At 66.3% G+C, this 25,878-nt stretch carries 22 protein-coding genes and 2 pseudogenes; 12 read left to right on the top strand and 12 right to left on the bottom strand.

Annotated features, from left to right (window positions below; genetic code table 11):
• Positions 1-39 precede the first annotated feature (39 nt).
• Positions 40-657, top strand: coding sequence for a TetR family transcriptional regulator (locus ACFXKN_RS00120; RefSeq protein WP_378973291.1), 618 nt, complete (start codon positions 40-42; stop codon positions 655-657).
• 63 nt (positions 658-720) lie between these two features.
• Here ACFXKN_RS00120 and ACFXKN_RS00115 read toward each other — a convergent pair whose 3' ends face one another.
• Positions 721-2,388: a class I adenylate-forming enzyme family protein gene (locus ACFXKN_RS00115; protein ID WP_378973438.1), complete on the bottom strand. Its 1,668-nt coding sequence runs from the start codon at positions 2,386-2,388 to the stop codon at positions 721-723.
• A 148-nt stretch (positions 2,389-2,536) separates the two neighbouring features.
• On the opposite strand from ACFXKN_RS00115, the gene ACFXKN_RS00110 reads away from it, so the two are divergent.
• A complete protein-coding gene (locus ACFXKN_RS00110) occupies positions 2,537-3,730 on the top strand; it encodes an NADH:flavin oxidoreductase (protein ID WP_378973284.1) in 1,194 nt (397 codons plus the stop codon).
• 5 nt (positions 3,731-3,735) lie between these two features.
• On the top strand, positions 3,736-4,497 hold the full coding sequence (locus tag ACFXKN_RS00105) for an SDR family NAD(P)-dependent oxidoreductase (protein WP_378973277.1): 762 nt from the start codon (positions 3,736-3,738) through the stop codon (positions 4,495-4,497).
• 45 nt (positions 4,498-4,542) lie between these two features.
• Here the strand turns inward: ACFXKN_RS00105 and ACFXKN_RS00100 are convergent, their stop codons facing one another.
• Positions 4,543-5,286, bottom strand: a complete 744-nt coding sequence (locus tag ACFXKN_RS00100) for an SDR family NAD(P)-dependent oxidoreductase (protein WP_378973255.1) — start codon at positions 5,284-5,286, stop codon at positions 4,543-4,545.
• A gap of 336 nt (positions 5,287-5,622) precedes the next feature.
• On the opposite strand from ACFXKN_RS00100, the gene ACFXKN_RS00095 reads away from it, so the two are divergent.
• The 4 genes from ACFXKN_RS00095 to ACFXKN_RS00080 all read left to right on the top strand — a co-directional run bounded on the left by ACFXKN_RS00095 (position 5,623) and on the right by ACFXKN_RS00080 (position 9,920).
• On the top strand, positions 5,623-6,522 hold the full coding sequence (locus tag ACFXKN_RS00095; protein WP_378973247.1) for an IclR family transcriptional regulator: 900 nt from the start codon (positions 5,623-5,625) through the stop codon (positions 6,520-6,522).
• 42 nt (positions 6,523-6,564) lie between these two features.
• On the top strand, positions 6,565-8,301 hold the full coding sequence (locus tag ACFXKN_RS00090; protein ID WP_378973237.1) for an amidohydrolase: 1,737 nt from the start codon (positions 6,565-6,567) through the stop codon (positions 8,299-8,301).
• Positions 8,302-8,484: 183 nt separating this feature from the next.
• On the top strand, positions 8,485-9,297 hold the full coding sequence (locus ACFXKN_RS00085) for a hypothetical protein (RefSeq protein ID WP_378973232.1): 813 nt from the start codon (positions 8,485-8,487) through the stop codon (positions 9,295-9,297).
• A 17-nt stretch (positions 9,298-9,314) separates the two neighbouring features.
• The gene (locus ACFXKN_RS00080) at positions 9,315-9,920 is read left to right on the top strand and encodes a class F sortase (protein ID WP_378973227.1); all 606 of its coding nucleotides are present in this window, start codon (positions 9,315-9,317) and stop codon (positions 9,918-9,920) included.
• A 6-nt stretch (positions 9,921-9,926) separates the two neighbouring features.
• On the opposite strand, the gene ACFXKN_RS00075 is transcribed toward ACFXKN_RS00080, so the two are convergent.
• Complete coding sequence (locus ACFXKN_RS00075) at positions 9,927-12,749, bottom strand: AAA family ATPase (protein WP_379432044.1); 2,823 nt, start codon at positions 12,747-12,749, stop codon at positions 9,927-9,929.
• A 243-nt stretch (positions 12,750-12,992) separates the two neighbouring features.
• Here ACFXKN_RS00075 and ACFXKN_RS00070 point away from each other — a divergent pair, with 243 nt between their 5' ends.
• Positions 12,993-13,862, top strand: coding sequence for an alpha/beta fold hydrolase (locus ACFXKN_RS00070; RefSeq protein ID WP_379432043.1), 870 nt, complete (start codon positions 12,993-12,995; stop codon positions 13,860-13,862).
• Here ACFXKN_RS00070 and ACFXKN_RS00065 read toward each other — a convergent pair.
• From ACFXKN_RS00065 to vanH, 5 genes are read right to left on the bottom strand one after another with little or no spacing between them, the layout of a single operon-like run.
• Positions 13,769-14,407 (bottom strand): hypothetical protein, encoded by a 639-nt coding sequence (locus ACFXKN_RS00065; protein ID WP_379432042.1) that lies wholly within the window; start codon positions 14,405-14,407, stop codon positions 13,769-13,771. The two genes, ACFXKN_RS00070 and ACFXKN_RS00065, sit on opposite strands and share 94 nt — an antisense overlap.
• The gene (locus tag ACFXKN_RS00060; protein ID WP_378973197.1) at positions 14,377-14,631 is read right to left on the bottom strand and encodes a hypothetical protein; all 255 of its coding nucleotides are present in this window, start codon (positions 14,629-14,631) and stop codon (positions 14,377-14,379) included. Before ACFXKN_RS00060 ends, ACFXKN_RS00065 begins: the two co-directional genes overlap by 31 nt.
• Positions 14,603-15,211, bottom strand: a complete 609-nt coding sequence (gene vanX, locus ACFXKN_RS00055; RefSeq protein ID WP_378973190.1) for a D-Ala-D-Ala dipeptidase VanX — start codon at positions 15,209-15,211, stop codon at positions 14,603-14,605. Before vanX ends, ACFXKN_RS00060 begins: the two co-directional genes overlap by 29 nt.
• Positions 15,208-16,248, bottom strand: coding sequence for a D-alanine--(R)-lactate ligase (gene vanA / locus ACFXKN_RS00050; protein ID WP_378973183.1), 1,041 nt, complete (start codon positions 16,246-16,248; stop codon positions 15,208-15,210). The genes vanX and vanA overlap by 4 nt, the downstream gene beginning before the upstream one ends.
• Positions 16,245-17,234, bottom strand: coding sequence for a D-lactate dehydrogenase VanH (gene vanH, locus ACFXKN_RS00045; RefSeq protein ID WP_378973433.1), 990 nt, complete (start codon positions 17,232-17,234; stop codon positions 16,245-16,247). Before vanH ends, vanA begins: the two co-directional genes overlap by 4 nt.
• Before the next feature lie 533 nt (positions 17,235-17,767).
• Here vanH and ACFXKN_RS00040 point away from each other — a divergent pair.
• Positions 17,768-20,734 carry a PQQ-binding-like beta-propeller repeat protein gene (locus ACFXKN_RS00040; RefSeq protein WP_379432041.1) on the top strand — a complete coding sequence of 989 codons (2,967 nt, stop codon included), beginning with the start codon at positions 17,768-17,770 and terminating at the stop codon, positions 20,732-20,734.
• A 137-nt stretch (positions 20,735-20,871) separates the two neighbouring features.
• Here ACFXKN_RS00040 and ACFXKN_RS00035 read toward each other — a convergent pair.
• Positions 20,872-21,075 (bottom strand): annotated as a pseudogene (locus ACFXKN_RS00035) (carboxyl transferase domain-containing protein); the annotation flags it as partial.
• 205 nt (positions 21,076-21,280) lie between these two features.
• On the opposite strand from ACFXKN_RS00035, the gene ACFXKN_RS00030 reads away from it, so the two are divergent.
• Positions 21,281-21,583, top strand: a complete 303-nt coding sequence (locus tag ACFXKN_RS00030; protein ID WP_378973452.1) for a hypothetical protein — start codon at positions 21,281-21,283, stop codon at positions 21,581-21,583.
• A gap of 336 nt (positions 21,584-21,919) precedes the next feature.
• Here ACFXKN_RS00030 and ACFXKN_RS00025 read toward each other — a convergent pair whose 3' ends face one another.
• Positions 21,920-22,441, bottom strand: coding sequence for a hypothetical protein (locus ACFXKN_RS00025; protein ID WP_378973170.1), 522 nt, complete (start codon positions 22,439-22,441; stop codon positions 21,920-21,922).
• A gap of 742 nt (positions 22,442-23,183) precedes the next feature.
• Complete coding sequence (locus ACFXKN_RS00020) at positions 23,184-23,918, bottom strand: hypothetical protein (RefSeq protein ID WP_378973165.1); 735 nt, start codon at positions 23,916-23,918, stop codon at positions 23,184-23,186.
• A 539-nt stretch (positions 23,919-24,457) separates the two neighbouring features.
• Between ACFXKN_RS00020 and ACFXKN_RS00015 the strand changes: the two genes are divergently transcribed.
• A complete protein-coding gene (locus ACFXKN_RS00015) occupies positions 24,458-24,880 on the top strand; it encodes a hypothetical protein (protein WP_378973157.1) in 423 nt (140 codons plus the stop codon).
• A 117-nt stretch (positions 24,881-24,997) separates the two neighbouring features.
• Here ACFXKN_RS00015 and ACFXKN_RS00010 read toward each other — a convergent pair whose 3' ends face one another.
• Positions 24,998-25,198 (bottom strand): hypothetical protein, encoded by a 201-nt coding sequence (locus ACFXKN_RS00010; RefSeq protein ID WP_378973154.1) that lies wholly within the window; start codon positions 25,196-25,198, stop codon positions 24,998-25,000.
• A gap of 240 nt (positions 25,199-25,438) precedes the next feature.
• Between ACFXKN_RS00010 and ACFXKN_RS00005 the strand changes: the two are divergent.
• Positions 25,439-25,786, top strand: a pseudogene (locus tag ACFXKN_RS00005) (transposase); the annotation flags it as partial.
• Positions 25,787-25,878 lie beyond the last annotated feature (92 nt).

The raw sequence follows: 25,878 nt of genomic DNA, 5'->3' as shown, positions 1-25,878 counted from the left end.
TCGAACTCGCCGGCGCAGGGCCGGACGGAAGGGGAAGCGATGCCGAGAATCGCCGAGTCGCGCGATGCTGCGGCACCGAGTTCTGCCGAGCAGCATGCCCGGGTTCAGCGCATTCTCGAAGCCGCCGCCGCACTCGCCACCGAGAACGAACTCGAACGCGTCCAGATGAGCGAGGTAGCCAAGCTAGCGGGGGTCGCGGTCGCCACGTTGTACCGCTACTTCCCGTCGAAGACGCATCTGTTCGTCGCGGTCATGGTCGATCAGATCGATCGGATGAACGCCGGGTTCGCCCGCCGTCCCCGGGCCCAGATGAGCGCCACCGCCGCCGTCCACGACACTCTCGTACGCGTCGTGCGCGCGCTGTTGCGCCAGCCGCTGCTGGCCGGCGCGATGATCCAGTCCAACAGCACCGCCAAGGCGGCCGTCGTCCCCGATGCCGCCCGCGTCGAGCAGCATTTCCGGCAATTACTCTACGACGCAGCCGGTATCGAAGTGGCGACCGAGCGCGACGCCACGCTGGTGCGCGTGCTGATCCACGCGGCGTTCGGTGTCATCCAGTCCTGTCTGAACGGCCGGATCACCGTGCCCGACGCAGAACACGACCTGCGGGTGATGTGCGACCTGTTACTGGTCGAGTGGCCGACATCCTTCACCTAGCGGCCGGATCGCCGAACAACCACGCCGGCCTGGCGCGCGCAGCGACCCGGCCGGCGTGGTTGTTCAGAGTTCGATCGAGCGGCGGGCCAGCTTACCGGTCGCGTTGCGCGGCAACGCTTCCTCGGTGATCCGCCACCTGGTCGGCACCTTGAAATACGCCAGGTGTCCGGCAGCGAACTCGGCCAACTGCTGTTCGGTGACCGACGCGTCCGGCGCGACCACGACCACGGCGGCCACTTCCTGTCCGAGATCCGGGTGTGCAACACCGAGGACCGCGCACTCCGCGACCGCGGGATGTTCGTCCAGGCACTGCTCGATCTCGGTGGGATAGACGTTTTCACCGCCGCGCAGAATCAGGTCGGAGCGACGACCGGTCAGCCGCAGCATGCCCGCTTCCAGGATTCCGTAGTCGCCGGTGCGCAACCAGCGGTCGGGGGTGATCGCCACCGCGGTCGCCGCCTCGTCGTCCCAGTACCCGAGCATGACGAACGGGCTGCGCACGCACACCTCGCCCTCGGTGCCGTCGGCCACCGGCTCGCCCAACGGGTCACGGATCTCGAGGGCGACCGTGAGGATCGGCCGCCCCAGGGTGCCCGGCGTCTGTTCGAGATCGGCGGCGGTGGCGGCCGCGATCGCGGTGCTGCACTCGGTCAGACCGTAGCTGTCGACCAGGGCGTCGCGGGCGAAGGGGAACCGTTCGCGGAGACGGTCTTTGAACGCCGTCGACGACGGCGCGGACGCCAGGGCGAATCCGGTCAGCGAGGAGAGGTCGTAGTTGTCCGCGCCCTCGTGGTCGAGCAGTCGGGCGGCCATGGTCGGCACCGGACCCCAATGGGTGACCCGCTCGCGCTCGATCAGGCCGAGCACGGTGTCGACATCGAAGCCGCCCTGATTCATCACCACCGCACTGCCGGTGGCCAGGCGCGGGACGGCCAGATTGTGCAGGCTCGCGATATGGAACAGCGGCGAGGTCATCAGGTACCGGCGCGGGCTCGGGTCCGAGTCGCGGTAGGTCTGTCCCATCAGCTCGGTGACGAACGCGTCCGCGAACCGGTGGTAGTCGACGACGGCGAGCAGATTGCGCTGGGAATGCAGGGCGCCCTTGGGCTTTCCGCTGGTTCCGCTGGTGTAGAGAATGACCGCCGGGTCGTCCTCGTCGGCCTCGGCCTGCGGCAGGTCGGCGCCCGTGTACTCGGCGATCAGCCGGGGCAGATCCGATTCCATGGTGAGCACGGTGATGCCCGAGGTGTCGACGCCGGCGAGTGCCTCGGCTCGTTTGGCGTCCACGATCAGGATCGAGGGGCGGCTGTGGCGCAGTGCGTAGTCGATCTCGCGGGGCACCCACCAGCCGTTGAGTCCCACACTGATGGCGCCGAGGCTCTGCGCCGCCCAGAACGACATCACCCATTCGGGGGTGTTGGCGGCCAGCACGGCCACCCGATCTCCCGGTGCCACGCCGTACTCCGTGCGCAGCGCGGTCGCCAGCGCGGCCACCGCGTCCAGATGCTGAGTGAACGAGATACGCCGGTCGGTGGTGACCAGGTAGTCCCGATCGCCCCAGGCCCGCGAGGCGGCCAGCAGTTCGCCCACTGTCCGGCTGCGGTGCCGCAGCACAGGTATCTCGGTGCCGAGGACCTTTTCGCCGACGATCTCGAATCGTCCGCCGGGCCCGATCAGCCGCGCGAGAACGTTCTCGACGTTCGGCTGTGCCGTTGATGCTGGTGTCGACATGGTGGCTGTCTCCTTCGCCGTGCTCATAGCCACAGCAACCTCTCATGCGCCGAGCACCCGTCCCGTGATCATTACCACTGAGCGAGACTGCGGGCCTGCCAACGGTCGGCCGTCTCTAGCGTTCGGGCACCACCACGAAGGAGGCGATATGACGACTTTCCCCGATACGCCCACAGCGCGTGTCGACCCGCTGGCACCGGCCAAGCTGGGCCCGATCACGTTGCGAAACCGGGTCATCAAGGCCGCCACCTTCGAGGGGCTGACGCCGAAGGGACTGGTCACCGACAAGCTGATCGAATTCCATCGCCGTCCGGCCGCGGGCGGTGTCGGGATGACCACCGTCGCCTATTGCGCCGTCGCGCCGGAGGGGCGCACCGCGCCAGGGCAGATCTACTGGCGCGACGAGGCGATGCCGGGGTTGCGCAAGCTCACCGACGCCGTCCACGCCGAGGGCGCCGCGGTGTCCGCGCAGATCGGCCACGCGGGACCGGTCGCTGCCGCGAAGTACCTCGGCATGTCGGCCCTGGCGCCGAGCCGGAGCTTTCGGCTGATCTCGCAGAATTTCACCAAGCCGGCGACGACGGCCGACATCGAGCGCATCACCCGCGCACATGCGCAGGCCGCACTGCGCGCGGTGGAGGCCGGGTTCGACGCGGTCGAGCTGCATTTCGGCCACAACTACCTGATCAGCTCGTTCCTCAGTCCACGCATCAACAAACGCGAGGACGAGTACGGCGGCAGTCTGAAGAACCGGGCCAGGTTCGCGCGCGAGGCGGCCCGCGCGGTGCGCGACGCCGTCGGCGACAAGATCGCCATTCTGGCCAAGCTCAATATGGACGACGGTGTACCGGGCGGATTCTGGCTGGACGAGGCGATCCGGGTGGCGCAATGGCTCGAGGCCGACGGCTCGCTCGACGCACTCGAACTCACCGCGGGCAGCTCCCTGCTCAACCCGATGTATCTGTTCAAGGGTGACGCGCCGCTGCGGGAGTTCGCCGCCACGATGCCACAGCCGACCAAGCTCGGTGTCCAACTGCTCGGCAAGCACCTGCTGCGCGAATACCCCTACCGCGACGCCTATTTGCTCGAGGATGCCAAGCAGATCCGCTCCCAGGTCAGCATGCCGCTGGTGCTGCTGGGCGGAGTGACGAGCAAAGCCGTCATGGACACAGCCATGGCGGAGGGCTTCGAGTTCGTCGCTGTCGCTCGCGCGCTGCTGCGCGATCCGGAGATGGTGAACAAGATCCGCGCCGACGAGCGCACGAGATCGCTGTGCAACCACTGCAACAAGTGCATGACCGCCATCTACCGGGGCACGCATTGCGTGCTGAATGTGGCGTGACCGCGATGGGTACGTTGGACGGCCGCACAGCACTGATCACGGGAGCGGGCCAAGGTGTCGGGCAGGGTATCGCGTTCGCGCTGGCGAACGAGGGCGCAGCCATCGCCGTCGTCGGCCGCACCGAGGCCAAACTCCTCGATACCGCGCGGCAGATCCGCGCTCGCGGTGGTCGTGCGGAGGTCTTCACCTGCGATATCGGCGACGGCGCACAGCTCGCGTACCTGGTCGATCAGGTCGTCGAGACGCTGGGCGGGGTCGATATCCTGGTCAACAACGCGAACCAGTCGACTCTCGGCCCGCTCCTCGCGATCACCCCCGAACGCATGGAACAGGCGCTGGCCACCGGCCCAGTCGCGACGCTGCGGCTGATGCAGGCCTGCCATCCCCACATGAAGGCCCGCGGCGGTGGCGCCGTCATCAACATGGTGACCTCGGCGGCGGTGCGCTGGGACACCAGCGGTTACGGGTTGTACGCCGCAGTCAAGGAAGCGATGCGCTCACTGACCCGAACGGCGGCCAGCGAATGGGGTCCCGACGGCATCCGGGTGAACGCGGTTGCGCCACACGCACTCTCGCCGGGCCTGAAATGGTGGACCGAGCACAATCCTGAGGAGGCCGCGGAATTCGTCGCGTCCATTCCGCTCGGACGGATCGGTGACTGCGAAGGCGATATCGGCCGTGCGGTCGCGTTCCTGGTCGGCCCCGATGCCCGCTATCTGACGGGCGCGACGATTCCCCTCGACGGTGGCCAGGCGCGCTGGTCCTGAAAGGTGTTGTGCCCCATTATCGATGGGGCACAACACCTTTTCCGTCTACCGCAGTTTGATGCTTCCGCCGTCGGCCATCAGGGTCTGGCCCGTCATGTAGCGGGAACTTTCGCTCGCCAGGAACACCACAATCGGGGCAATATCGGTCTCGGGATCACCGATCCGCCCGAGCGGCACCTTCGCGATCGACGCCGCCGCCCGCTCCGGGAACGCTTCCTGCCACTTCAGCACGCCCTCGGTCGCTGCGAACGGGCTCACCACGTTGACCCGGATACCGTCGGGTGCCCACTCGTTGGCCGCCACCCGGCTCAGTCCCCGGATCGCCTCCTTCGCGGCAGCGTAGGAGGCCTGGGTCGGCATTCCCTCCAGCCCCGAACCCGAGGCGAAGTTGATCACCGACCCCTGCGCGGCCTTCAACTGCGGATAGCAGGCCTGCATCAGATGCACGGTCGGATAGAAGCCGGTGCCGAAGGAGAGGTCGAACATCTCCTGCGTCTGCTCTACGAGCGGTGCCTGACGCGACGCGTGCGCGTTGTTGACCAGGATGTCGACGCCGCCGTACTTCGCGACGGCGGTGTCGCGGATCTGTGTCGCGGCGTCGGCGCGAGCGATGTCGACATCGAGGAACGTCGCGGCCTCGCCGAGCTCTCGCTCGAGCGCGATGCCCGACGCCCGATCGATGTCGACGAACACCACGGACGCGCCTTCGCGCACGAAGACCCGAGTGATGGCGCGACCGATGCCACCGGCCCCGCCGGTGACGATCGCGACCTTGCCGCTCAGTTTCATGCGCGCACTCCGGCGGCGAGGAGATCGCGTGCGGCAAGGCTCGCGATGAGGGTTGCGGTGTCGGTCATGAATTGACTCCTATCGGTTGGACGTGTCGAGATTCCGATATGCATCGTCGGGTCGGCTCCCGTCGGATTGCTCGAGGATCGCCGGTATGTGGTGATAGGTAACACGCGCGGGCTGCGGCCATCTCGGCGATCAGCATGTCGGAGTCTCCGATCTGTCGAATCTCGCGATTCTCCTCGCCGAGCCCGTTTCCCGATGCTACCTTGAAGCAAGAATTCATTTCAGTTTTTTGGTGCGTTAGGCCTCTGAACAGCACAGTTGGAGAACTCAATGACCATCATTGATTCACGCGAAGTAGCAACAGTTCCGAAACGGGACGTGCCTCCGTCCATGGTCGAACGCATGACCTTGATCCTCGATACCTTCGAGGGTCGCGCATCGCGACTGTCCCTGGAAGAGGTTGCCGACCGGGCGCGGCTACCCCGTTCGACGGTTCATCGCATCCTGCATCAGCTGGTGCAGCTGAACTGGGTCGAACACACGGAGTTCGGCTATCGCCTCGGAGTGCGAGCGCTCGGATTGGGCGGAGGTGATGATGGGCGCGGCGAGATCCGGGCTGCGGCCGCGCCACTGCTGCACGAGCTGCACCTGCAGACCGGATTGGTCGTCCACCTGACGGTGCTCGAGGGCGGTGACAGCGTGTACCTCGACAAGGTCGGCGGACAATTCGCCGCCCGATTCCCTTCTCGGGTCGGCGGGCGACGACCCGCGTACACCACAGCGGGTGGCAAATCGATCTTGGCATTGCTCGCGCCGGAAGCCGTCGAATGTCGCTACCGTCGCCCGCTGCGCGGGTACACCGATCGCACTATCACCACCCTCTCGGCCCTGCACAACGAGCTCAACCGGATCAGGCAGCGCAACGGCGTCGCGTTCGACCAAGGTGAATCAGCGTGCGAAGTCGCCTGCGCCGGCGCCGCGGTCCGCGGACCCGACGGGCCGGTGGCGGGCATCTCGCTGTGTGGCGATCTGCGCACCACCCGACTCGAGCGGGTCACACCGCTGGTCGTGGACGCGGCCAGGGCGGTATCGCTGTCGTTGTACCCCGAACTGGAGGGACGGCGGCGGCGCGGTGGCACGCGCACCGCGAGCAACTCCTCGCACGGCACGCCCGCGGTGGCCGACCGCTCACCACTAGTCGATCAGCGTGTCGGCGCCGGGTCTCGTTGATTGATTGATCCGCCAACCCTCCACCTGTAGAGAGGAATAGTGGTGTCGGCGAATAGACGACGATTCATGCTCGGTGCCGCGGCGGCGGCGGGAACAATGGCGGCGGGGTTGGCGGCCTGCGGTTCCGACCGCCCCCGCGAGACCGCAGACATCATCTTCACCGGCGGTCCGGTGGTGACGGTGGCGCCGGGCGCGCCGGAAGCCGAAGCACTGGCTGTGACCGGCCGGCGGATCACCGCCGTCGGATCGGCGGCACAGGTGACGCGACTGCGGGGATCGTCCACCCGGGTGGTGGATCTGCGAGGCCGGGCGTTGCTGCCCGCGTTCGTCGAAGCGCATGGCCACCCGTTCAGCATGGGTACCGCGCTGGCGCCACCGTCGATCGACGTGCGTCCCTTCACCGTGCCGACCGGCGGTGCGGTATGGAAGAAGCTCACCGACGCGGTCGCGACGACGCCGAAGGGCAAGCCGATCATAGTGAACGGCGTCGACCTGCTGCTGCAGGCGGACCTGCAGATCCCCACCCGGACACAGTTGGATCGAGTCGCACCCGACCACCCGGTCATCATCGTCGCCAATAGTGGGCACGCCGCCTATGCCAACAGTTCCGCGTTCACGCTGGCGGGCATCACCAGAGACACTCCAGACCCGGTCGGCGCGCAGTTCGTCCATGGCGCCGACGGTGAGCTCACCGGCGAGGTGCGCGAGGCGGCGGCGATCATCATGTTGTACTCGCCCTTCGCGGCAGCCGCAGGCACCGGCGCCCGCGACAACGTCCGCTGGGCGTACACGCAGCTCGCGCAGGTCGGCATCGCTACCGTCAGCGAACACGCTTACGACGCCAAGTCGCAGTCCGCGTTGTTCTCCGCGCTCGCGCGGGAACCGGACTGCGCGGTGCGCGTCCGTGCCTACGAGGTCGGCAGCCCGCAGCTGGCCAACGATCCCGCCAACACCGCGGGCGCACCAGCAGCCGCGGACGCGCTGTTCGCCAAGATCGGGATGAAGTTGTGGGCCGACGGCTCACCGTGGCAGGGCAACATCTTCACGACATTCCCGTATCTCACCGACGAGACGACGGCCAGAATGGGCCTCGGTCCGGATCATCACGGCGAGATGAACTACACCCCTGCGCAGATCAGCGAGCTGGCGGCGGCGTTCGTCGATCAGGGCTGGCAGTTGTCTTGCCATGTACACGGTGACGCCGCGGTCGACGTGGTCCTCGACGCCTACGCGAAGACCGGAGTGCCGGCCGATCGGCGGCCGAGGCTCGAACACGTCGGTGCCATGCGGCCGGACCAGTTCGCGCGAGCAGCCGAATTGGGTGTATCCCCCAGCCTGTTCATCGAGCACGTCTACTACTGGGGCGACGTCCTCATCGACGAATTGTTCGGGTCCGAGCACGGCGCGCCGTGGATGTCGGCGAAGTCGGCGCTGGACGCGGGCCTGCGCATCTCGTTCCACAACGACGGCACCGTCACCCCGCCGAACCCGATCGGCAACATCGCCACCGCGGTCACCAGGGCCACCCGCGGCACCGGCCGAGTTCTGGCACCCGAACAGCGCATCGATGTCGACGCGGCCATCAAGGCCCAAACCCTGGACGCCGCTTGGCAACTACACCTCGACACCGAGGTCGGCAGCCTGGAAGCCGGCAAGTACGCCGACCTCACCGTCCTGTCGGCCAACCCACGCACCATCGCCCCCGACCAGCTGCGTGACATCGGTGTCGAAGCGACCTTCCTCATGGGCAGGCAAACTCACGGCGGCCCTCTCGGCTGACCACACACCGCTCGACATCCCGACCCGGTCGCCCAAATGCTGCGGTCGATGCTTCGGTCGCACCACGTAGCTCAGCACCACTCGCGGCGCACACCATGGCAGCGTGCCCATAGTGTGCGCCGCGCCTTTGTCGCGGCCGGACCGGTGGGCACAGCCGGATATTCCTAGCGTGTGAGGGAAGCCATGAGAATTCGGTCCACTCTCGTCCTGTCTGCCGTGATGTTCCTGGTGGCCGCGTTCTTGTCGTTCACGGCGGGATTCGGTGCGGCGGCGCCGCCGACCGGTGTGGAGCAGCCGGATCCGCCACCGCCGACGTCGACGCGGGCGCCGGGGACGTTGGTCCAGCCGACCATCACGCAGCTGCCGCCGATCACCTCGCTGAGACTGCCGCCGACCTTCACCCTTCCACCGACACTCACCCTCCCACCGACTTTCACCCTCCCGCCGATTACCACGTCCGGCATCCCGCCGACCACGACGACGGTTCCGCCGACGACCACCTCCGGCGTCCCGCCCACCACGACATCGGGGCCGACTGTCACCCCGACCACGACGACCACGACGGAAACCACACCGCCGACGACGACCCCGAAGCCGAAGCCGGAGTGCCGCACCGAAGGCGGATACCTGATCTGCGTCACCGGCGACCTCCTCGTCATCGTCCCCGAGATCCCGTCGTACTACGACAAGAAGTGCGGTTGCCAGGTCTTCACCTATCGAGCACCGTCCGGTCGCCTGTGCACCGGCTATCAGAACGGCAATGACATCGTCTTCACCGGCTACTACCCGGAGAAGGTCAAGACCGTGCAGGAAGCGAAGGTGGCTCAGGAGGCCGGCGAAGTGATCCTGGAGACCCCGCCGGCCGAGATCGTGACCGGCCGCGATCCGGGTTCGGACGGCACCGGTGTCTCGGGCTGGTGGTGGATCACCGGTGGTGTCGGTGCCGCCCTCCTGGTCACCGCTGGTATATCGCTGCTGGTTCGCCGCGCCCGATAATGTCAGCCCTGGCGAAGGTGGCTCTGTTCGGCGGGGCACTGTTGATCGGTGTCTCCGTCGCACAGGCGAGCGGGTTGCTGCAGAGCGTGCTGACGCCCGGCGTGGTCCAGACGACATCGACGCCGGAGACCGTCGGGCCGCCCAGTACTCGGTCGGTCAGGCAGGTCCGGCAGTCGGCGCCGATCTGGATCGCGATCGAACCGGGTCTGCTGGGGCGGACCACGCTGAACCCGGCCGGGATCAAAGCTGTGAACGGCCGGGTGGAACCGGTCGACAACCGGCCGGTCTTCCGCACCGACAGCAACCGGCCTGGAACCGATTCCAAGGGAACCTCTTTCATCGTCGGCCACAACTTCGACGACGGTTCGGGCACCGAGGTGCCTTTCGCCGCACTCGAGCGGGTGCGGGTCGGGCACACCGTCACGGTGGGCACCGCCAACGGCACCCTCTCCTACACGGTCCAGGAGGTCTTCCGGGTGCCCAAGCGTGAGATGCCCCAGCGCACAGACTTATTGGTGAACGTGGCGGGCCGGCTGATCCTCGAGACATGCGACACCACGCCCGAAGGTGCCGACACCTTCGACAACCTGGTGATCGTCACCCAGCTGTCGGGGGCGCAGTGAACACACCTATCCGCGCAGCGCCACGGCGAGCTCGTTCCTGGACCGGATGCCGAGCTTGAGATAGGCGCTGGACAGATGCATCTCCACCGTCCGCAACGTGACGAACAGCGACTGAGCGATCTCCTTGTTCGAACTGCCGCGTGCGGCGAGTTCGGCGACCCGGTGTTCGCGGCTGGTCAGGGCCGCGACACCGGTGCCAGCACGGCGGCGCGGACGTCCACCCGCGGCCCGGAGTTCCCCGCTCGCCCGCTCCGCCAGCCCCGCGGCGCCGCACCGGTGCGCCAGCTCCATGGCCTGCCGCAGCGGCGGGCGGGCGACCGTTGTCCGGCCGGATCGGCGCAGGGCGCTGCCGTAGTCGAGCAGGGCCTCGGCCCGCCACACCAGGGAGGGTGAGTCGGCGAGGATCTCGACGGCGCGGTGCAGCAGGTCGAGGCCCTCGGCGCCGTGGCGAAGGAGCCCGGACACCCGTAGCGCGCCGCCGATCGCGCGCCGCGACTGCGCGGCGGTGGCCGCGGCGAGTGCGGCGTCGGCCAGTTCCCGTGCGCCGGGATCGTCACCGAGCGCGGCCAGTACCGGGACGAGGGCGATGCGGGTGTCGTGGTCCCCGGGCAGCAGTCCACGTGTCGCGGTCAGCCGGTGTAGTGCGTCGACGAGATCGTTGTGCGCGGAAGCGAATTCGCCCCGCGCGGCGCGTAGGCGGCCCCGCGCGATCCGTGAGCTGATCGCCATCGGCTCCGGGCCGAACTCGCCGTCGAGTCCGTTGCCGGTCAGCAGCGCGGCGGCCTCGTCGAGCCGGCCCTGATCGATGAGGACGTCGATCAGGGGGAAGACCGTGTGCTGAAAGTGTGTGGGGGTCAGGCCCTGCGCGTCGACGGCGGCCCGCAGATCGGTTTCGGCACCGCGCAGGTCACCGCTGCGATGACGGGTGAGCCCACGCAACCACAGCACCCGCGCTGTCCACTGCGGTGAGCCGGTGCGGGCGGCATGACGAGCGGCCCGGGTGAGTAGATCCTCGGCGATGCCGTAGCGCTCGGCCGCGACCAGACAGATCGTGATGTTGGTGCGCCACAACGGATGTCCGCCGTGACTGGTCATCGCCGGATGCGCCGCCGATTGCTCGGCCAGGTCACCCGCCTCGGCCACCGGCCCGCCCGTGGCCAGTGCGCGCCGCGCCACGAACGACAACAGCAGGCATTCGGCCGCCGAGTGGGCCGGTAGCGTGCCGAAGCGGACCGCTTCGGCCTCGAAGCTGGTCGGCAGGCTCGGATTAGCCAGCAAGGCACCGAGTTTGGCGGCTTCCAGGTGCAGAGCGAGCTCGCGATCGTGGTCACCGACATCGACGGCCGCGCGTTCGTAGAGGGCGATCTGGTCACGCTGACACACCGGATCGGCGTGGGTGGTCCAGGCCAACGCGATGACGGCGCGGGCCCGGTCGACCGGGTCGACCGCGGTCTCCCCTGCCAGACGCAGGTGCAGGGAGGCGTCGCGCGCGCCGATCTCGTGTTCGGCGGTGCCGAGTTCGAACAGCAACTGTGGGTGGTCCATGGCGGCGGGTGGTTCGTCGAGCGCGCGGCGCAGCAGGGTGGCGGCGGTGTCCGGTGCGCCCGCCGCGGCGGCCCGCTGGGCGGCTTCCCTCAGGAGCGTCACCACATGCTGATCACCGGACGGGCTACTGACCAGTAGATGCGCGGCGACGGCCGTGGGGTCGGCGCCCTGCGCGGCCAGCACATCGGCCGCGCGTGCATGCAGGGCAGCGCGTTCGGTACCGGGGATATCACCGTAGACGGCTGCGCGCACGACCGGATGCACGAACCGCAACGGTTCGCCGCGCTCGAGCACTGCGACAGCGGCCAGCGCGTCGGCCAGCACACCTGCCGCGGTCGGGTCGAGCCCGACGAGCCGCGCGCAGTCCTCGACACGGGCGCTGTCGCCGAGCACGGCGACGGCCCGCGCGAATCCCGGTGCCGCCGCATCGATCCGGCTCACCCGGGCCAGCACCGCGGCAGCGACACGTCGGGGCGCCAGTCTCGCCACCGTCGACGGATCGACCGCACCGGCGTCGTCGCGCCGATGCAGCGCGCCGAGCAACTCGGTGAGCAGGAACGGATTGCCCCCGGATGCCGCGAGGCACGCCCGCGCCAGGCGTGGCTGATCCTGCGCGCCGAGCCGGTCCCGCAGCAGCGTCGCGACAGCGGGCAGCGACATCGGCCGCGGACGCAGCACCGACGGCCGCGCTTCGAGCAGGAACTCCTCGACATCGCGGCGGTGGCGCTCACCACCTGTGCCCGCGGTCACCGCGATGAGCGCGGGCAACCCGTCCAGACGCAATGTCAGATGCCGCAGGAATCGCAGGGAAGGCTCATCGATCCAGCCGAGGTCATCGATGGTGATCAGTACCGGCGATCGTTCGGCGATGTTGGCCACCAGCCAGTACAGGCCGTGCAAGGTGGCGAAGGCGATGTCACCGCCTGCGGTGGGGTCCACCGAGGTGAACACCGCCTCGGCCAGGCTCGCCGCACCGGAGAGCAACCGGGCACGTTCGCGTGGTTCGGCGCGGGAGAGTCCGGCCTCGAGCAGCTGACGGACCACACCGAATCCGAACCCGCGCTCGAGCTCGCCGCCGCGCGCCGAACGCACGTCCCACCCCTTGACCTGCGCGCGCCTGCGCAGCTCGTCGAGCACGGTCGTCTTGCCGATACCCGCCGGTCCCTCGAGGAGCACGACGTGCCCCGCACCGGCACCGGCCTCGTCCAGACACGACTCCAGCCAGGACAGTTCATCGATCCGGTCGACGAGAACGGGCGCACGGAAGAACGATTCAGCAGTCACTTCGGCGCCACCCCTGTCGCGAGCCGGTGAACACTACGATGACATGTGATCGCCGGGCAGAGGCCGCTTTTTCGACACTATATGGTCGGCGCTCCTCCCCGGAAGAACGTTCGGGACGAAGTCGTCGGCGACCACTCGCACAGCCCACTATTGCGGAACCGCAGCGGCATGAGGCGTCGTGGTGGCCGCGCATATGCGTACGTCCACCGATGAGTTCCCGCCACCGGCGCCGTCAATATGGGCATGAGGACACACCAGCTCGAAACCCCCGGCGCCACACTCACCTACGACGTCAACGGAGCACTCCCCACCGCCGACGGGCGGCCGCCGCTGCTCATGATCGGTCTGCCGATGGATGCCACCGGTTTCACCGCACTCGCCGCGCATTTCCCCGACCGCACGGTCATCACCGACGACCCACGCGGACTCGGCCGCAGCGTCCGCACCGACGGCCAGGTCGACAACGTCCCCGCGGTCCACGCCGACGATGTGCACGCCGTCATCGAGGCCATCGATTCCGGCCCGGTCGAGATCTTCGCTAGCAGCGGCGGGGCCATCGTCGCGCTCGCGCTCGTGACCGCTCACCCCGATGACGTGACCACATTGGTGGCCCACGAACCGCCGCTGTTGTCCGTTCTCCCCGATGCCGCGGCCGCAGACCGCGCGGCGGACGGATATCGCGCCGGCTACACGGCGAATGGATTCGGCGCGGGAATGGCAGCCTTCATCGCGATGACATCCTGGCAGGGCGAATTCACCGACGATTATTTCGCCGCACCCGCCGCCGATCCCGCGCAGTTCGGCCTGCCGGCCCAGGACGACGGCTCTCGCGACGACCCGCTGCTGTCACAGCGTTCCCGGCCGGTCGTCGGCTACCGACCCGACATCGCCGCTCTCACCGCGGCCCCGACCCGAATCGTCATCGGCTACGGCGAGGAGTCGACGGGCACGGTCACCGCCCGCACCTCGCTGGCGGTCGCCGAACGACTCGGCCACAAGCCGGTTCTCTTCCCCAGCCATCACGGCGGCTTCACCGGCCCGGAGTCCGGATACCCCGGCCAGCCAGAGGCTTTCGCCATTGTCCTGCACGAAGTTCTCGACGGGATCAGCTGATCGAGTGCGCCTGAAGTCGAGGCGTCGAGTGATGTCCAACAGGTCGTCGTGCTTATCGATGGGAGCACAGCCCCGAAGCCTGGTGGGCGGCAGGCCGTCATCTGACCGCCGAGCACCTGCGCGCCGCCTTCGGGCCAGTTGCCGTCCACTCGAAACAGCAGTTCGAGGCAGTGACAGGGACCGAACGGGTTGCTCGGGTGCAAGTCATGAACTCGATAGCGGTAGACGTCGGCGTCGTGGGTGGCGAGCAGATCCGCGAGTTCGGCGGTGCCGTCCTCGAATGCCTTGCGTCCGATCAATTGCTGGATTTCGGACGCGATCCGTGGACCGAACGGCAGTCGGCGGATCCGGGAGAACACCGAATGCGGGCCACCGTAGAACGCGCCCATCTCGTCGGCCGTTGCCCCGATGATCACCTGCAGGTCGCCGGCTCGCCGCACGACCTCGCGACGCCACAGGGATTCGTCCGGCAGCGGATCGACATCGGCGATCGGCGTGAACGGCGGCGCGGAGTTCAGCCCGCCCGGACCAGCCAGCGCGCGCACGGCCGCGCCCTGCGCGGCCAGTTGGCCGAGCGCAGGATCCGCTTGTCGTTTCGCAAGACAACGACCCGCGCCTGAGCTGCTGTGTGAGCACTCCGGCCGTCGCCGCCCTCGATCACGGGCGCGTCGGTGAGCCAGCCGTGCAGGTCGGGGCCGTCGGGGGTGTCGAGATCGTCCAGGCGCCGGACGCGACTCCGATCATGTGATGGGAAAGTCGAAGTAGACATCGGGATAGGGCTCGTTTCTTAGCGTGTAGTGCCACCATTCGCAGTCGTACCGATCGAATCCGCAGCCCTCCATGATGGAACGGAGATGCTCGCGGCTTTTGTCCTCGGTTGGGGTGATTCCTCGGGCTCGATGACCCGACATCGGATCCATGAGGTCGTGGTCGCCACCCATGGAAGCCAGCTCACCGGTGGCGAGGTGATAGAGCGTCAGGTCCACGGTGCTGCCCCGGCTGTGGCCCGACTTCGCAGCCACGTATCCGTGCTTGACCATGTCCACCCGGGAGATGTTCGGGTAGTGCCGCGGTTTGGTCCGGCCATCTTCTGGCTGCTCGGACCAGCGGAGGAAGCAGTCGACGGCGCGTTGGGGGCGATACCCGTCCCAGAGCAGCAGCCCGAATCCAAGGGAGGCTGCCTTCTCGCTTACTTGCTCCAGAGCCGCGCAGAGGGACCGGGTGCCGACGATGCGATTCGCGAGATAGCCGTCGACCGGTTTGCCGGTGAAGTTGTCCCACGTGGCGTATTTGGCGTCCCAGCGGATCCCGGGCACGAGCGCGTCGACGTAGGCGAAGTCGTCGTTCATCGCTTCTTTCCCTGCAGCGTCATCGAGAGGAGCCGGTCGATCACGTCGGCGAGCGGCAGTCCCGCGGCGGCCATCATCCGCGGGTAGCGGCTGTACGACGTCATGCCGGGCATGGTGTTGACCTCGTTGAGCACCACTCGTCCGTCGTCGGTGAGGAACATGTCCACGCGGGCAAGTCCCTTGCAGCCCAGGGCGCGGTAGATGGCCTTGGCGGTCTCGTGGACGAGCAGGCGCGCTTCATCGGAGATGTCGGCGGGAACGACGAACGTCGAATTCTCCGATCCCGTCTCCGGTGAGTCCTCCTGGTGGATCCGGAAGAATCCGTGCGAGAGGTCGACGCGGTCCACCTCGCCCGTGATCAGGCCGAAGCGCTCCCCCATGACCGCGCAGCCGATCTCGCTGCCGGTGACGGCCTCCTCGACAAGGACTTTCGAGTCGAACTGGCGCGCTGCGCTCAGCGCCTTCGGTAGCTCGCCTTCTCGGGTGACCTTGCTGACGCCGAACGATGAACCCGAACGGGCCGGCTTGACGAAGACGGGATACGGAAGATGAGCGGCGTCGACCGTCTCGTTCTCCGCGACGACCCAGAAGCTCGGCGTGGCGATCCCGGCGCTGTGGGCGATGGCGTACGCCAAGGACTTGTCCATGCACACGGCGGAGCCCTGGATGTCGCAGCCGACGTAGGGGATGCCAGAGAGCTCCAACAGGCCTTGGATTGCGCCGTCTTCGCCGAGTGTGCCGTGAAGTACGGGGAAGACGAGGTCGAGGCGGATGGCGTCGTAGCTCCCCTGCTCCCTGACCAGCAGGCCGTGCACACTCCGATCGGGCGAAAGCATGGCCGGACGGGCGTTACGATTCTCCCAATCCGCGTCGGGGCCGTCACAGAGCTTCCACTCGCCGCCGGTGGTGATGCCGATCCAGAACGGTTCGTACTTCTCGGTGTCGAGATTCCTTGCCACCTCTCGCGCCGACTTGATGGAGACGAGATGTTCTTCGGAAGTCCCTCCGAAGATGACCCCGACCTTTGGTCTGCTCATGCTGTTTTCCCGCTTTCGAAGTTCAGGCAGTTGATAAGGCTGTTTTCGACGGTGTCGTTCAGGGCGTGGTCTGTGTAGTACGCAGAGTGCGGACTGATCAGTACGTTCGGCAGGCGCTGCAGCCGCACCAGAGCTTCGTTCTCGATCACCGTGTTTCGGCAGTCGGCGTAGAAGATCCCTTCCTCGCCTTCGAGGACATCCAGCGCCGCGCCGCCCAACCGACCGCTCTCCAGTGCGGACAGGAGAGCCGCCGTATCGAGCAGCGGTCCGCGCCCCGTATTGACGACGTACGCGCCGCGCTTCATCTGCTCGATGCGGTGGCGATCGAGGAGATGGTGGGTGTCCGCGGTGAGTGGGGTGTGCAGAGTGACAATGTCGCTCTGCCTCAGCAGTTCATCGAGCGGAACGTAGTCGGCGCCGGCGTGCGGCCGGCTGTCATGTGCCAGGACGCGGCAGCCGAAGCCCCGCAACCGGTCGATGACCGCTGTGCCGATGCGTCCCGTCCCGATCACCCCGACGGTCAGGTCGCGCAGTTCCTTGCCACGCATGTCGCTGAGCCGGTAGTCATGCATGTCGGTGCGACGGAAACCGGATTTCGCGTGGCGCACGGCCATCAGCATCAACATCAACGTGTAGTCGGCCACACTGTCCGGTGAGTACGCGACGTTGCCGACCGAGATGCCGACGCGCTCTGCGTACGTCAGGTCGAGGTGGTTGTAGCCGATGCTCCTGGTGGAGATGTACTCCACACCGGCTCGGCTCAGCGCCAGCAGCGTGGAATCGGTGATCTGGGTCTTGTGACTCACGCTGATGCATCGGCTGCCACGTGCCAGCTCAGCGTTGGTCTCACAGACGGCTGCCTCGGTGATCGTGAGCAGCACTCCGAGGCAGGCTCCCACCTTTCGGAACAGGGCGGCTTCCTCCTCGCCGCACCCGAAGACCGTGGCACCTATCGTTGGAACGGTCGACGCGGACCGCTCGGCCATTGCTCGGGCGCGACGGTCCGCGATCGCATCGCTGTAGATCGAATTCAGTTCGCGGTAGGCCATGCGTCCAGTCAAGACAGCGTGGTGTTGCCATAACGTATGAGTTTTCCGATACACGGACGATATGCCGCTGAGTCAGGTCAGCGCGGCGGCGGCTCTGAATGCGATGCTGCGCCATAGGCGGCGGCACAGCGCGCCACCAACGGCCCAGATCAACTCCTTGCCGCAGGATTACATACCTGCCGCACACGAAGTACCCCGTTCAGCATCAAATTCGCTGTCGGTGGTTTCCGGCCTGACGCCAGAAAATCGCGGATGCGGCTAAGAGTTGCCTGTTGCGGATCCGGCACGACCAACATCCGTGCGCTCGCCCAGCGTTGCGACGAAGGAATCGGCGGTGCGACCTTGCCCATATGCCCCCTCGATCTGGTTGCATGGTCGAGGGCCTGGTTGACTCGATGCGACGCTGCGGCAACGTAATCCGATATCGTCACCGGCCCGGCGTGGCACGCTGGACTTGAAGGGATCGGAACATGTCGATGGGGTGGGACCAGGCAATCGTGCGTGACGGTAAGCAGATACGGCCGATCGGGATGCTGGGAGCATGGGCGATCACCCTGGTCGCCGGGGCTGTGGTGATGATGTTCGTCAGTGCGATCGCCGACTGGATACTGCTGGCGGACTTCGAGAGAAGCTGGAGACAGCCGACAGGGACACGCACGCAGTGGCAGTCCTACACCTGGGCCGGAATCATCTCGGCCATCCTGCAACTCGGCGCAGGAGTCACCGTCATCACGTGGTTGTGGCGGGCGCGCCGCAATGCCGAAGCGCTGTGCGCCGCGCGCCATCGGCGTTCCATGGGCTGGGTGATCGGTGGCTGGTTCTGCCCGGTGGTCAATGTTTGGTTCCCGCACACGATTATGTCCGATGTGTGGCGAGCGAGTGATCCGCGTACACCGCCGGACGCGCTGGATCTGCGCGGCCGTCGCGCCGGCGGATGGGTCACCGCGTGGTGGTTGTTCTTGCTACTCGGGTGGGTACTCGGGTTCGTCGCATTGGTTTTGAGCCTCCCCGCGGTGCGGACGGAAAGGGCCGGTGACTACCTCATCTACGGGTACGCACCGGTGGGCGGATTCGGGCTGATAGCAGTGGAATTGATCCGGGCAGGTGTGCTCGCGGTCGCGGCATTCTGCCTGGGAGCAGTGATCATCCAGGTGCAACGCTGGCAGCAGGCTCGGGCGGCTCAGCAACTGGATGCCCTGGGGGGCGAACGAGGGCAAACGATTCACGACACGGAAAGACCACAGCCGCCGACTTCGCTGCCGACCGGTGCCTCAGCTGGCGCATCCCTGATCGGGCCTGCCACGCAGTCCGGCCCGCGCACGCTGCCATTGCGGGCTTCCGATCCGTCGACGATCGGTCCGTACGCGTTGATCGGCCGACTCGGTTCGGACGCACGCGGCGATACCTATTTGGCTTGTGCCCGCGGCGCGGAGAATGTCGTCGTCCACACGATGCACTCGGACCGCGGAACCGGTATCAGCGGCCGAAGCGAGCTCGCACAGATTTTCGCGGCCGCACGAGCCGTGCACAGCGACTTCACACCGACGGTCCTGGACGCAGACCCGGAGGCTCCGCAGCCGTGGGCAGCAACCGAATACATCACCGGCCCCTCGCTGCGCGAGCTGGTGACCGAATACGGGCCGCTGCCACTACCGGCGGTCGAGAGCATCGGCATCGGTATCGCGCACGCCTTGATCGCCATCCACGGTGCGGGTCTGGTGCACGGCGCCATCACCCCCGAGTCGGTGATCATCACCGAAACCGGCCTTCGGGTCATCGATTTCAGTCTTCCCAGGACCCATTCCACACCGTCGGCGTTCACGTCGCCGGAACAACTCACCGGTGAACCGGCCGGACCCGCCTCGGATGTGTTCTCCCTGGGCGCCCTGCTCTCCTCCGCACTGACGGGGCGTCCCCCATTCTGCGACGCCGACGCCGCGACGCTCCTGCATCGCGTGACTACCCAGCCACCGGACCTCACCGGCATACCCGAAACCAGACTCCGCTTCGTCATCGCGGGCTGCCTCGCGCGACATCCTGACGCCCGGCTCACGACCACACAGATACTCCGGCAGCTCGAAGCTCCATCGACGGACGGACCAGCACCGGCCCCGTCGTTCGAAGTGTCCGCCGTACGGCCCACCGAGAGGGTCGGCGTCCTACCGAACTCCCCCGGCCCAAGTTCGGGGCCCACTTCGCTGGGCCGCAGAACCATGCTCAGCAAAGGGCTGATCGGGTTCGGCTTGCTCGGCACCGGCGCCCTCGTCGGCGGCGGCTACGCCGCGGTCAAGCTGGTGGCGAGCGAAGAGGAAGCGCCGAAAACCCAGCCCGAACCACAACCCGGCCAAATCCTGTGGCAAGCCAAGATCCGTCCCCACATCACTAGAGACGGATCGCCACCGGTAGTCGCCAACGGACGCGTCTTCGTGTGCGGCCAGGACAACCGACTGCACGCACTCGACGCAGCAACCGGCGCGGTGCTGTGGAGCGTCGAGATCGGCAGCAAGCTCGCCGACGGCGAGGTGCAGGTCCTCGTCGTCGCGGATGGCACCGTGATCGTCAACGGCGACAACTCACTGATCGGATTCGACGCGACCACCGGAGCGCGGCGATGGGCGACCGGAGGGCGGCCATGGGAGGCAGGAGCCGTCAATGGCACCTACAACCTGTGCGCAACAAACGACCCGCCATATGTCTATGCAGAGGGGCCGCTGCCTGTCTTCGACGTTGTTGCACTCGATGCCAAGAGCGGTACCGCACGCTGGTCGACCCCAACTGACAGTGGAAGTCGCGGCAACCTGTACATCACTGCGGGGAACGGTGTCATCGCAGCCGTCCAAGGCGATTCGCTTTTCGTCCTGGATTCCGTCACTGGCGCGATACGGTGGCGGGCCGCCGTGGGTGAACTGAGCGACTACGACCCGCTCTTCCGACCCTCCATCACCGCCGACACCGTGGTGGTTGCCAAATTGAAGCAGCCGCAGATCCAGGTCTTCGACCTCGCCTCCGGCGAACCGCTGTGGACTCTCGGCACACCCGGTGAATTCCGCACCAACCGCGGTCGATACGCCGTCCCTGATGGGGATGCGATCGTCGTGGGCGGCGAACCGGAAGAATATGGTGGCGGCGGAGCACCGAGCACACCGCTGGAATCATTCGACCGCAGAACCGGCAGGAAGCGATGGTCGCGTGTTGGTGGCAAGGGGCACTTGGGGGCGCCGTGCGTTGCCGACGGAACCGTGTTCGCGGTGTGGGAGTCCGAAGTCCACGCATTCGACGCGGCCACCGGCACACTCCGATGGGAATGCAAAATCGGTACCGCTGTAGACGAAGGCCAGTGGGAACGCGACCCCGCCGCAGCACGCAGTTCGATCTCGGTCGCCAACAAGAGGGCGTATGTGTACGGCGGGTACGGCGTGTACGCGATCCGGGTATGAGACGACATCACCCCACTTCCGTCAGTTCGGCATGACGAAGAAGTCGGCCGGCCGAATCTGCCCGGTCCCCCTTGCCGATGCGCACCACGGCAATTGGTGCCGCTGCGGGCCAGTTCGCCGCTTCGATGGGGCCAGTGCTACAACGGCATGCGATGGTGTTTTCTTGGGGCATGCCGGACGTCCTTGTCTCTCAGTATCCGCAGAGCTTTCCGAATTTCGAGCCGGGTCTGGGCCGGTTCGATGACCGCATCGACGTATCCGCGTTCGGCAGCAATCCATGGAGTGGATACGGTCGCGTTGTAGAAATCGACAAGCTGCTGTCGTACGGTCGCCCGTCCTTCGTCTGGCATCAGGCGGCTTTGATCGAGCAGCAACGCGTGGCTACCCGTGCCCGCCTGACCGCAGCACTTCCCTACGCGGCGTTCCGGATCCTCGCCGGCGACCTCGACACGACGAACCCGATCCCTGCCACGCACCTTGCCGATGGTGCGGGTGAGCCGGATACCTAGACCGAGATCTACGCTGATGCCCACCAGTGGGCGGTCAATGTCGCGGTCGACGACGACACCGAAAGATCGCCGCGGCGGCGACGGGGGCGCGCGGGTGATCATGCTCGCGCTCGTACTCGGCGCGCACGAATCCCAGATCGAAAAGAACTCCTGGCGCAGTGCCCCTTCCGAGGGCGCCCGGTACCTGAATTTTCTCGCAGAGCTCGGCGCGACGAAAGACTTCGCGCTCGTCGACGTCGAACGTGCCATCACCGGCGAGATCGACGACAACAACGTCAATCTCGACAGCCCGGCCGTCGCAGTGGTCGATGACGAATCGGTCGAACCCCTCGCGGCCTGACACCGGAAACGAACCGTGGAGCAACAGGTAGATGGTGTCCCGGTCCGACGGGATTGGACCGGGACACCATCTACCGTCGCGACATTCCTACACCCGCGCTTGCCGCCACTCGCTCTGACACCTGACAGTGGAAGATGTTGCGGCTCAGTGATTTTCATCGCCCCAAAGGGGCTGACCGTGAGTGTCCGACAGCGCCGATCCACCGTGACACCGGCTGCGAATGACTGATGCTCGGTCGTTGACTGCGCAGCGACCGAGTGATGACCGGTCGACGTTGCCACAGCGAAGCGGAGGCGCCTCGTGCCACGTCGACCCCGCAACCCGATCCGATCGCGGTCAGTCAGGCAGATTGCGGATCGGCACCGCACGCTCGATACCGGCGGCCTCGAGATCGACCAGCGTGAACACCACTTGCGCGCGCTCGCCCAGCAACCCGGTCAGCAACAGGTCCAGCAACGCCCGATGCTGGGACCGCGACGCTTCCACGGTCGTGCGCAGTTCCAGCACCATCGACCGATGTGCTTCGCCGATACCCAGATCATCGAGCGCCCCGATCAGCGCCCCCGCTTCGAGATAGCCGTCCCACGGGGAACCGGTGCGCAGCAACGACTTCGCGGAATTGAGTACCAGGCCATGCACGTACCGTGCCGGACTCCAGCCGAGGGCTTTACGAGACGTAGGCAGATCGAGTTCGAACAACCCACAGAGTCCCTCGAAGTAGGCGCGACGCTCCTCGGCCATCGGTCGCTGGACTTCTTCATCGGCGACCGCATCGACATACGAATCTCGCAGCTCGGTCAACCCGAAACGGGTCGGGGGATTCGGAACCAAACTCGCGTAGTCGTCATCCAGCAACATGCGGCCATTGTCGCTACGTCCCTTCGATTTCAGCAAGCGAATCAGGTTTGGGTCAAAGCCCTCAACCGCCTCTGGAACCTTGCTCCTGTCTTCAGCGTGACTGCGCCATCACCACACGATTCCTGCTCGGTCTTCGCCGATCCCCCGTTCGACACGACCGACGCCGCCCTGGCAACGGCTGTGCTTCGTCCATGCGCGTACCCAGGCGCAGGAAGACCGCGGAACCGATACACGCCGAGCCGCCCTGCGGAGGCGCATCGAGCAGGCTCAAACCCGTATCGGACGCCGCCTCGCCGCTATCGAGGCCGGCGTCGACCCACAAGCCGTCGTCGACGCACTGAACTCGGCCCAAGCAGACAAAGCCGCCGCACAGGTCGAACTGAACAATCTATCCAAGGAGGAAAAGTTCACCGAGACCGAGTTCCGCCAGCTCATCGGATCACTGGGAGACATTCGCTTGATCCTCGCGGGAGGCGCCCCTGAACACAAGCAAGAGCTCTACAACGCGATAGAGCTCCAGGTCCGCTATGCGCACCTGGAGCGTCAAACTACTATTACGGCATCGCCTGACGCAGGCTCGTCGCTCGGGGTTGCTGCTTGGGATTCTGCGATCCGTGGATCGTCGAACGCTGATGAGGCCTGACCATCGGCCGATAGGGCAATAGCACGTCGTCGCAGGGTGAGTCGGTGCCTCTCCGCGGATCGAGGGAGAGGTGGGTTCGCTGTTATCGGCGGCGTTTCTTCAGTTCCGCCACCCGCCGATTGGTCGGCCGTTGCCGGAGCTGCCGCCTCCCCACAAGATGCCGACGAGCAGCTGCTTTTGCGGATTCGAGCTCAACATGCTGTGCACTGTCCGCATCAACTCGATACCATTCGCGCAGTCGAGCCGATATCCGACTGCTCTGATCCCAGCCCTGGCGCGTAACGCCTCCTCGACCTGCTCGGCGCTCGACACGACTTCATCGAGGTAGTCGCCGCTCCACAGCAATGCCTTACGGTCATCCGGTACCTCGGAGAATTCTGATGCGCTGACCGTTGCCAATTCGAAGACTTCGCTCGCGACCTGCTCCGGCGTCCGACCCAGCAATTCCCACACGATGTCGATCAACCCGAGCGCAGGGGAGAAACCCAAAAGGGAAGCGTCCTCCCGAATTATGTGGTCACCATCGACACGATGCACCGTGATCGGCTGCGCGGTCGCGATTGTCACCTCGTCGATGCGACGTATTTCCTCCCCCACCGTCCGCAGCAGGCCACCGCCACCCTCGCGAACGAGCCGATGCCCGATAGCCCTGATCTCCGCCCACGGACGAATCCAATCCTCGATCGGATCCCCTGCGGACAAGCACATATCGAGGTAGGCGCCGTCCAGGCACAGCCTCCTCTGATCTTTGGTCAGATCATCGTGAGGCCCCGCGAGCTCCACCAGCCGCCCCGCGACCTGCTCTCGGGGCACATCCCTCCCCACGGCTTGCATGTCCGATGACTGTGCTGTAGCTATCGTTCCCGAAAGTCCTTCGACCTCAGAGGTTCTGCGTGACCCTGGTGGCCGCACATCCTGTCTCATCCGAAGAGCGGGACGTGGCCTAGCGCCACCGGTGCTCCGACTGTTCGGACCCACGAAATCCAGGCAAGGACGACCACGGCCACGAGGCACACACCGAGAACAACAATGAAGACGATAAGGCGTGCGTTCGTGAACATCGGCTCGTCACCACCCTCGACAAGAACCACAGATCGACGCGTGTATCGACGCACGCGTGGCTGAATCATCGCACGGCCCAACGAGAACCGCTCGGAATCCCGCTGAACCCCGAATCCTCGCAGGCTGAATCGGTGACCCTCACCGGTGCTCTCGACACACGGTCCGCAAACAGGGCGCTACTCAGCGGTGGTGACCGCCGCACGCCAGACAATGCCGGTTGATGTGCTGCGTCCGAGCAGTTTCGGCTGGAGGGATCCCGCAGAGTGGTAACTCCATCGCCAAAGTTCGCAGCGTTGGCTACCTTCAGCTCCATGATCTATCCAGGCGGGGATTCGGCCTCGCGAGTGGCGCAACTGGCGGACATCGCGCACGAAAACTGGATGCAGGACTGGCCGATCGAGGTGTCCGATCCGGTGCGGCTCGATCAATTCGTTTGCCTGCTACTCGCGAATAAGACCGACTGGGAGCTGAGTTTCTGGTTGCTGGATCTGGTCCTCCAGTCGGCCGAGGACGATCTGCTCATCACGTCGGCACAGGATGATCAGTCGGAACGAACCGAACTGTTGGTAGAGGCTCTGGTTGCGGTTTGGGAAGCCACGCAAGCACCAGGAATCGCGCAGAGGCTCGAGTACTGGGCGTGTCTGGAGGCCTCGGCTCCCGATGAGATGTTCCTTGTGAGCCCGTTGGTACGGGAAGTACGTCGTAGGTCGGTACACCGCATCGACAACACATAATCGGCAGTTGAGTGCGTTCGTCAGCTGGGACCGCGGCCGTCGGGATCGCGCGGGTCGCGGCAGAAGAGGATGTCTAGAGGCAGTGTCGACGCACCGGATCTAGCCCGAGCTACGGGGCTACCGCCCGTCGAGGTCAACAGGCCGTTGATGGCCGCACTCACGCTCAATTCCGTCCCGATCCCGCATGGTGCTGTCCACCATCACACCGACCATGATGCCGCCCTTGAGCCACGAGACCTCGAATGGCGGATCATTATTCGCCTGCGCGAAGGAGGCGCGGTCGTCGGATTCGATGATGAAGACATCTCCCGGTCGCATCCAGTAATCCCGGCCCCACGGTTCGAGCCAGACCGTGAGTATTTTCTCTGCGAAAGGTTCGACAGCGTTAGCTTGGGCACCGCGGCAGACTATGCGATTTGTCTGTGAGAAGGCGGGCCTGACGGCCACTCGACCACACGCGGCACTGGCCGGTTCGGTCAGTGCGGTAAGAGGATGTCTCATGTCGCAGGCCGTGGCCGCTGGCCCAGCGTGTTCTGTTGTGGTGCATGATCTTCGGTCGTGACCGACCAACTTTCGTTGCGTTTGGTGCCCGATGAGCTGTGGGAGCTCGTCGAGCCGTTGTTGTCGGCGTTCTCGCCGCGCCGCCAGGGCGGCGGGACCGCTCCCACCGATGAGCGGGCCGTGTTCACCGCCGTCGTGTACGTGTTGACCAGCGGATGTGCTTGGCGGATGTTGCCACCGGGATTCGGGGTGACCGTCCCGACCGCGCATCGGCGGTTCACTGCGTGGACCGAGGCAGGTTTATGGCGGCGCCTACAGTGCGCCGTGCTCGACGAGCTCGGCAGTGAGGGGTTGCTCGACTGGTCGCGCGTCGTGGTCGATGGTGCGTCGGTGCGAGCAAAGAGACCTCCGATATCGCTAAGAGTCAAGCGGCGACCGGTTCTGGCGTGAAACGGACGGGAATCGCGAAAGCCTTGGCTGGATCGAACAACTCGCCG

It is taken from the genome of Nocardia sp. NPDC059195 (assembly GCF_042754695.1).
In the GTDB taxonomy this organism is placed as follows: Bacteria; Actinomycetota; Actinomycetes; order Mycobacteriales; family Mycobacteriaceae; genus Nocardia.
The sequence above is the reverse complement of the archived record's forward strand: the minus strand, read 5'-3'. Positions and strand labels throughout refer to the sequence as shown.

What these genes read in the sequence shown, in the direction of transcription:
- ACFXKN_RS00120 (WP_378973291.1), top strand. Translation starts at nt 40, where the DNA reads ATGCCGAGAATCGCCGAGTCGCGCGATGCTGCGGCACCGAGTTCTGCC.
- vanX (WP_378973190.1), bottom strand. Translation starts at nt 15,211, where the DNA reads ATGAACGACGACTTCGCCTACGTCGACGCGCTCGTGCCCGGGATCCGC.
- ACFXKN_RS00030 (WP_378973452.1), top strand. Translation starts at nt 21,281, where the DNA reads ATGTCGCGGTCGACGACGACACCGAAAGATCGCCGCGGCGGCGACGGG.
- ACFXKN_RS00060 (WP_378973197.1), bottom strand. Translation starts at nt 14,631, where the DNA reads ATGTCTACTTCGACTTTCCCATCACATGATCGGAGTCGCGTCCGGCGC.
- vanA (WP_378973183.1), bottom strand. Translation starts at nt 16,248, where the DNA reads ATGAGCAGACCAAAGGTCGGGGTCATCTTCGGAGGGACTTCCGAAGAA.
- ACFXKN_RS00105 (WP_378973277.1), top strand. Translation starts at nt 3,736, where the DNA reads ATGGGTACGTTGGACGGCCGCACAGCACTGATCACGGGAGCGGGCCAA.
- ACFXKN_RS00115 (WP_378973438.1), bottom strand. Translation starts at nt 2,388, where the DNA reads ATGTCGACACCAGCATCAACGGCACAGCCGAACGTCGAGAACGTTCTC.
- ACFXKN_RS00095 (WP_378973247.1), top strand. Translation starts at nt 5,623, where the DNA reads ATGACCATCATTGATTCACGCGAAGTAGCAACAGTTCCGAAACGGGAC.
- ACFXKN_RS00070 (WP_379432043.1), top strand. Translation starts at nt 12,993, where the DNA reads ATGAGGACACACCAGCTCGAAACCCCCGGCGCCACACTCACCTACGAC.
- ACFXKN_RS00110 (WP_378973284.1), top strand. Translation starts at nt 2,537, where the DNA reads ATGACGACTTTCCCCGATACGCCCACAGCGCGTGTCGACCCGCTGGCA.
- ACFXKN_RS00010 (WP_378973154.1), bottom strand. Translation starts at nt 25,198, where the DNA reads ATGCGACCGGGAGATGTCTTCATCATCGAATCCGACGACCGCGCCTCC.
- ACFXKN_RS00020 (WP_378973165.1), bottom strand. Translation starts at nt 23,918, where the DNA reads ATGCAAGCCGTGGGGAGGGATGTGCCCCGAGAGCAGGTCGCGGGGCGG.
- ACFXKN_RS00040 (WP_379432041.1), top strand. Translation starts at nt 17,768, where the DNA reads ATGTCGATGGGGTGGGACCAGGCAATCGTGCGTGACGGTAAGCAGATA.
- ACFXKN_RS00015 (WP_378973157.1), top strand. Translation starts at nt 24,458, where the DNA reads ATGATCTATCCAGGCGGGGATTCGGCCTCGCGAGTGGCGCAACTGGCG.
- vanH (WP_378973433.1), bottom strand. Translation starts at nt 17,234, where the DNA reads ATGGCCGAGCGGTCCGCGTCGACCGTTCCAACGATAGGTGCCACGGTC.
- ACFXKN_RS00085 (WP_378973232.1), top strand. Translation starts at nt 8,485, where the DNA reads ATGAGAATTCGGTCCACTCTCGTCCTGTCTGCCGTGATGTTCCTGGTG.
- ACFXKN_RS00100 (WP_378973255.1), bottom strand. Translation starts at nt 5,286, where the DNA reads ATGAAACTGAGCGGCAAGGTCGCGATCGTCACCGGCGGGGCCGGTGGC.
- ACFXKN_RS00025 (WP_378973170.1), bottom strand. Translation starts at nt 22,441, where the DNA reads ATGTTGCTGGATGACGACTACGCGAGTTTGGTTCCGAATCCCCCGACC.